This window comes from Albidovulum sp. (genome assembly GCF_008933605.1).
GTDB lineage: Bacteria > Pseudomonadota > Alphaproteobacteria > Rhodobacterales > Rhodobacteraceae > Albidovulum.
Window position 1 is genome coordinate 1 of the sequence record NZ_WBUS01000187.1, and the last position, 5,383, is coordinate 5,383.

Consider the following 5,383-nt stretch of genomic DNA (forward strand, 5'->3'; position numbering starts at 1 on the left):
GTGCAGGGCGCGGAAGGCCGGGCCGGGATCATGGGGTGCGAGAGCGGGCATGGCGGGCTCCTTCCTTGAAGTCCAGGCAACAATCCCGCGGCTGGCCCCGGTATCGTTGCCGAATCTGGCAAGATCGACGCAATTTCCCCTGATTGCCGTCACCTTCACGCGATACAAGCTTCCGGTCGGCGCGTCCCGATTCGGATTTGTTGGTGAAGGGAGTATTCCATGTCTGTGGGTGAGACGGTATCGCGGCGCACGGCCGTGGCGATGGTGCTGGCGCTTGCCGGTTGCGGCGGTTCGTTCCGCACCTTCTACGACGAGCCGGCCCCCTCGCAGGGCTGGCGGATCTCGGCGGTGGAGGTGACGGTGCCGCGCACGCTCTCCGTCTCGGAGGAGGAAAGCTTCGTGCCGAAGGCCGACATCGTCTGGCGCGAGGATCCCGCGGGCGACCGCTACAACCAGGTGGCGGCGATCATGAAGATCGCCATCTCGCGCGGGGCGGCGGGGCTCAAGGGCGACCGTCCGGTGCGGCTCGAGGTGACGATGACGCGATTCCACGCGATGACCTTCACCGCCGAGACGCAGGCGCCGGCCGGCGTCCACGACGTGGAATTCGACATCATCGCGCGGGACGCGCGCACGGGCGAGGTGCTGGCGGGTCCCGAGCATATCGAAGCCTCCTTCCCCGCGATGACCGGCGCCGCCATGGCGCGCGCGCGCCTTGCCGGCCAGTCGCAGAAGAGCCAGATCACCGACCATGTGGCCCGCACGATCGCGAGCTGGCTCGGCGTTCTCCCCGACATGCGCCAGACCTTCTCGAGCGTCGGCGCCTGACGGTCAGTCCGGACTGACTTGTGCGGGCGCCGCCTGCGCGCGCCTCGGCAGGCCCGCTCGGAAAGCCTTGGCAGGTCGGCGCTTTCGCGCTATCAAGCGGGCCATGAAGACCGACGGCATCATCTGCATCATGTGCATTACCGGCTGACACGTCAGGCGGGCCGTTCTTCTGTTTCCACGACGACAAGAGACTGGTAAGCCCGCCGCCGGAACGCGCGCGCGAGGGATTTGGCCATGACGAGGATCAGGCTTTACAACACGAAGACGCGGGCGAAGGAGGATGTCGCGCCCATCGACCCCGCCAACGTGCGCATGTATGTCTGCGGGCCCACCGTCTACGACCGCGCCCATCTCGGCAATGCCCGGCCGGTGATCGTGTTCGACGTGCTTTTTCGATTGCTCAGGCACGTCTACGGGCCGGAGCACGTCACCTATGTGCGGAACTTCACCGATGTCGATGACAAGATCAACGCCGAGGCGCAGCGGCGGAAGGCCCTCGGCGATCCGCGGTCGCTCGAGGAGCTGATCCGCGAGCGGACCGAGGAGACGATCGGCTGGTATCACGCCGACATGGACGCGCTCGGCGCGCTCAGGCCGACGCTGGAGCCGCGCGCGACCGATTACATCGGCCAGATGATCGGCATGATCGCGGGGCTGATCCGGTCGGGTCATGCCTATGCCAAGGACGGCCATGTCCTCTTCCGGGTGCGGTCCTATGCCGAGTACGGCCGGCTCTCGGGGCGCTCGGTCGACGACATGATTGCCGGCGCGCGGGTCGAGGTCGCGCCGTTCAAGGAAGACCCGATGGACTTCGTCCTCTGGAAGCCCTCGGATGCCGACCTTCCGGGCTGGGAGTCGCCCTGGGGCCGGGGCCGCCCCGGCTGGCACATCGAATGCTCGGCGATGTCGGAGGAATTGCTGGGGACCAGCTTCGACATCCACGGCGGTGGGATAGATTTACAGTTCCCGCACCACGAGAACGAGATCGCGCAGTCGAGATGCGCCCACCCCGAGGCCGATTTCGCGAAGGTCTGGATGCACAACGAGATGCTGCAGGTCGAGGGCAAGAAGATGTCGAAATCGCTCGGCAACTTCTTCACGGTGCGGGATTTGCTGGATAAGGGGATACCCGGCGAGGTGATCCGGTTCGTGTTCCTGCAGACGCATTACTCCAAGCCGATGGACTGGACGGAGGAGAAGGCGCGGGCGGCGGAGGCGACGCTGAGGAAGTGGCGGGGTCTCGTCGCGGACACCGAGCCCGCGCCGAGTCCCGCGCCTTCCGTGATCGCCGCGCTCGCTGATGACCTCAATACGGCGGGCGCTATTGCGGAATTGCATGGCTTGGCCGGGGCAGGGGACCGGGCAGCGCTAAAGAGGTCAGCAGAGGCAGTCGGACTGCTCACCGACGAGTTGTCCCGTTGGGAATGGCAGCCACGCATAGTGGCTGCAACCGGTCGGGCAGAAGGGCGCTCGACCGCAAGAGGTGTCGGAGAGTCTCGGTTCGACTGTATGGACCGGATCGCGCAGAAACTTGCAGATGCGAGGACATCCGCATTGCGAAGCAAGGACTTCACTGAGGTTGACCGGATCAAGTCGATCTTGGTTTCTGCAGGTGTTGAAGTCCGTATGTCAAAGGAAGGTGTGCAACTGCTTCCGTCCTCGAATTTCGACCCCGCCAAGCTGGAGGCGCTGGAATGACCGCCGCTGCCACGCCGCCGAAGCCCGAGGCCGTCGCCTCGGGCGCCTCGACCGGGTTGAGCCGCGACGGCCGTGCGCCCGGTGCACGGCCGGCCCCCGCCCCCCGGGCGGCGGGGGCATTCGCCCCCACCGGGGCGGGCGCCGTCTGTGCCCGACTGTCCCGGCCTGCCCGACACCCCTTGGCCCTTCCTCGCGTCAGGGCCAATCGGACCGGGGAAAGGTCCACCGGACCTTTCCCCACCGGTCCTCTGCCCGCCGGTGCCCACGTATGACCCGCGAACGCCTCTACCTCTACGACACCACGCTCCGCGACGGCCAGCAGACCCAGGGCGTGCAGTTCTCGGTCGCCGACAAGGTCCAGATCGCGACCACGCTCGATGCGCTCGGGCTCGACTACATCGAGGGCGGCTGGCCCGGCGCCAACCCGACCGACAGCGACTTCTTCGCCGCAAGGCCGGCGACGCGCGCCACCTTCACCGCCTTCGGCATGACCAAGCGGGCGGGCCGGTCGACCGACAATGACGACGTCCTCGCCGCCGTCCTCAACGCCGGTACCCCCGCCGTCTGCCTCGTCGGCAAGACCCATGACTTCCACGTCACCACCGCCCTCGGCATCAGCCTAGAGGACAACCTCGACAACATCGCCGCCTCGGTCGCGCATTGCGTCGCGAAGGGCCGCGAGGCCCTCTTCGACGCCGAGCATTTCTTCGACGGCTACCGCGCCAACCCCGATTACGCGCTGAAATGCCTCCACGCCGCCCATGCGGCCGGCGCCCGCTGGATCGTCCTTTGCGACACCAACGGCGGCACACTCCCGGCCGAGGTGGGCCGGATCACGGCCGAGGTCATCGCCGCCGGTATTCCCGGTGACCGCCTCGGCATCCATACCCATGACGACACCGGCAACGCGGTGGCGGCGAGCCTTGCCGCCGTGGACGCGGGCGCGCGGCAGATCCAGGGAACGCTCAACGGCCTCGGCGAGCGCTGCGGCAACGCCAACCTCACCTCGCTCATTCCGACGCTCCTGCTGAAGGAACCCTACGCCGGCCGGTTCGAGACCGGCGTCACGCCCGAGGCGCTCAGGGGTCTCACCAAGGCGAGCCGCCTTCTCGACGACATCCTCAACCGGGTGCCCTTGCGCAGCGCGCCTTACGTCGGCGCCTCGGCCTTCGCCCACAAGGCCGGCCTCCATGCCAGCGCGATCCTGAAGGACCCGGCGACCTACGAGCACATCGACCCCGGCCTTGTCGGCAACGAGCGGCTGATCCCGATGTCGAACCAGGCCGGCCAGTCGAACCTGCGCGCCCGTCTCGCCGCCGCCGGCATCGCCGCGCCGGAAGACGGTGCGCTGTCCCGCATCCTCGAGACGGTCAAGGCCCGCGAGGACCAGGGCTATGCCTACGACGGCGCGCAGGCCTCGTTCGAGCTTCTGGCGCGGCGCGAGCTTGGCCTCCTGCCCGACTTCTTCGAGGTCAAGCGCTACCGCGTGACGGTGGAGCGGCGGAAGAACAAGTACAACGAGATGATCACGCTTTCCGAAGCCGTCGTCGTGGTGAAGATCGGCGGCCAGAAGATGCTGTCGGTCAGCGAGTCGATGGACGAGACGGGATCGGACCGTGGCCCGGTCAACGCGCTCTCCAAGGCGCTCGCCAAGGACCTCGGCCCCTACCAGTCCTGCATCGACGACATGAAGCTCGTGGACTTCAAGGTCAGGATCACCCAGGGCGGCACCGAGGCCGTGACCCGCGTCATCATCGACAGCGAGGACAGCGCGGGGCATCGCTGGTCCACCGTCGGGGTCAGCCCGAACATCGTGGACGCGAGCTTCGAGGCGCTTCTCGACGCGATCACCTGGAAGCTCGTGCGCGACGGCGCGGTTCCCGCCGGCGGGGGGCAGGGATGACGCCCGATCCCTCCTTCTTCACGCTCCACCGCAACCTGCCGCGCGAGGGGCCGGGGCAGCCGGAGGACGTGCACTGGGCGCTCTATGCCGCCGCCGTGCCCGAGGATGCCCGCATCGCCGACCTCGCCTGCGGCCCCGGGGCCGACACGCGCACGCTGGCGAAGGCGCGGCCGGGTGCCCGGATCGAGGCCGTGGACCGCGTGCCGCATTTCGTCGCGGAAGCCCGCGTCCGCACCGCCGCCTACGGGAGCCGGGTGACGGTGCGCGAAGGCGACATGGCGGAGGTGACAGGGCCCTACGATTTCATCTGGTGCGCCGGCGGCATCTATTTCCTCGGTGTGACCGAGGGGCTGCGGCTCTGGCGGAAGGCCCTTGCCCCGGGCGGCCGGATCGCCTTCTCCGAGCCCTGCCTGCCGCCGCGCCCCTCGGCGGCGGCGCGCGCCTTCTGGGCCGAGGAGTATCCCGCGATCACCGGCATTGAGGGCATCCGCGAGCGGGTGGCCGCGGCCGGCTGTCGCGTGCTGGGTGAGCGCATGGTCCTCGGCGCGGCGTTTCGCGCCTATTACGAGCCGATGGCCCGGCGGATCGCGGCGCTGAGGCCGGGGGCGGACGCGGCCCTCGGGGGTGTGCTCGACGCGGCGGAGATCGAGATCGAACGCTGGCAGGCGGCGCCCGACGACATCGCCTATGCGCTTCTGGTCGTGGCCCCGGAATGAGCATCGAGGCCTGCGCGCGGCTGGTCGAGGAGGGCGATCCCGAACGTTTCGCCGCGACGATGGCCGCGGCGCCGGAGGCGCGGCTGCGGCTCTGGCCGCTCTATGCCGTGAACCTGGAGATCGCCCGCGCGCCCTGGGCCGCGCGTGAGCCGATGCTGGCGGAGATGCGGCTGCAATGGTGGATCGACACGCTGCGCGAGCTTGCCGCGGGCGGCGCGCGCGCAGGCCATCCGGTGAC

5 protein-coding genes are annotated in these 5,383 nt (G+C 68.8%); all 5 read left to right on the top strand.

The annotated features are described in order from the left end of the window. The first annotated feature begins 219 nt into the window (after positions 1-219). Positions 220-828: a DUF6778 family protein gene (locus F9K34_RS16700; protein WP_291338246.1), complete on the top strand. Its 609-nt coding sequence runs from the start codon at positions 220-222 to the stop codon at positions 826-828. 234 nt (positions 829-1,062) lie between these two features. Beyond that, complete coding sequence (cysS, locus tag F9K34_RS16705; RefSeq protein WP_291338247.1) at positions 1,063-2,526, top strand: cysteine--tRNA ligase; 1,464 nt, start codon at positions 1,063-1,065, stop codon at positions 2,524-2,526. A 268-nt stretch (positions 2,527-2,794) separates the two neighbouring features. Then, positions 2,795-4,429, top strand: a complete 1,635-nt coding sequence (gene cimA, locus F9K34_RS16710; protein ID WP_291338248.1) for a citramalate synthase — start codon at positions 2,795-2,797, stop codon at positions 4,427-4,429. Further along, positions 4,426-5,145, top strand: coding sequence for a class I SAM-dependent methyltransferase (locus tag F9K34_RS16715; protein ID WP_291338249.1), 720 nt, complete (start codon positions 4,426-4,428; stop codon positions 5,143-5,145). Before cimA ends, F9K34_RS16715 begins: the two co-directional genes overlap by 4 nt. Further along, positions 5,142-5,383 (top strand): squalene/phytoene synthase family protein (locus F9K34_RS16720; RefSeq protein ID WP_291338250.1); only part of this gene is annotated, 242 nt, incomplete at its 3' end. The genes F9K34_RS16715 and F9K34_RS16720, both read left to right, overlap by 4 nt.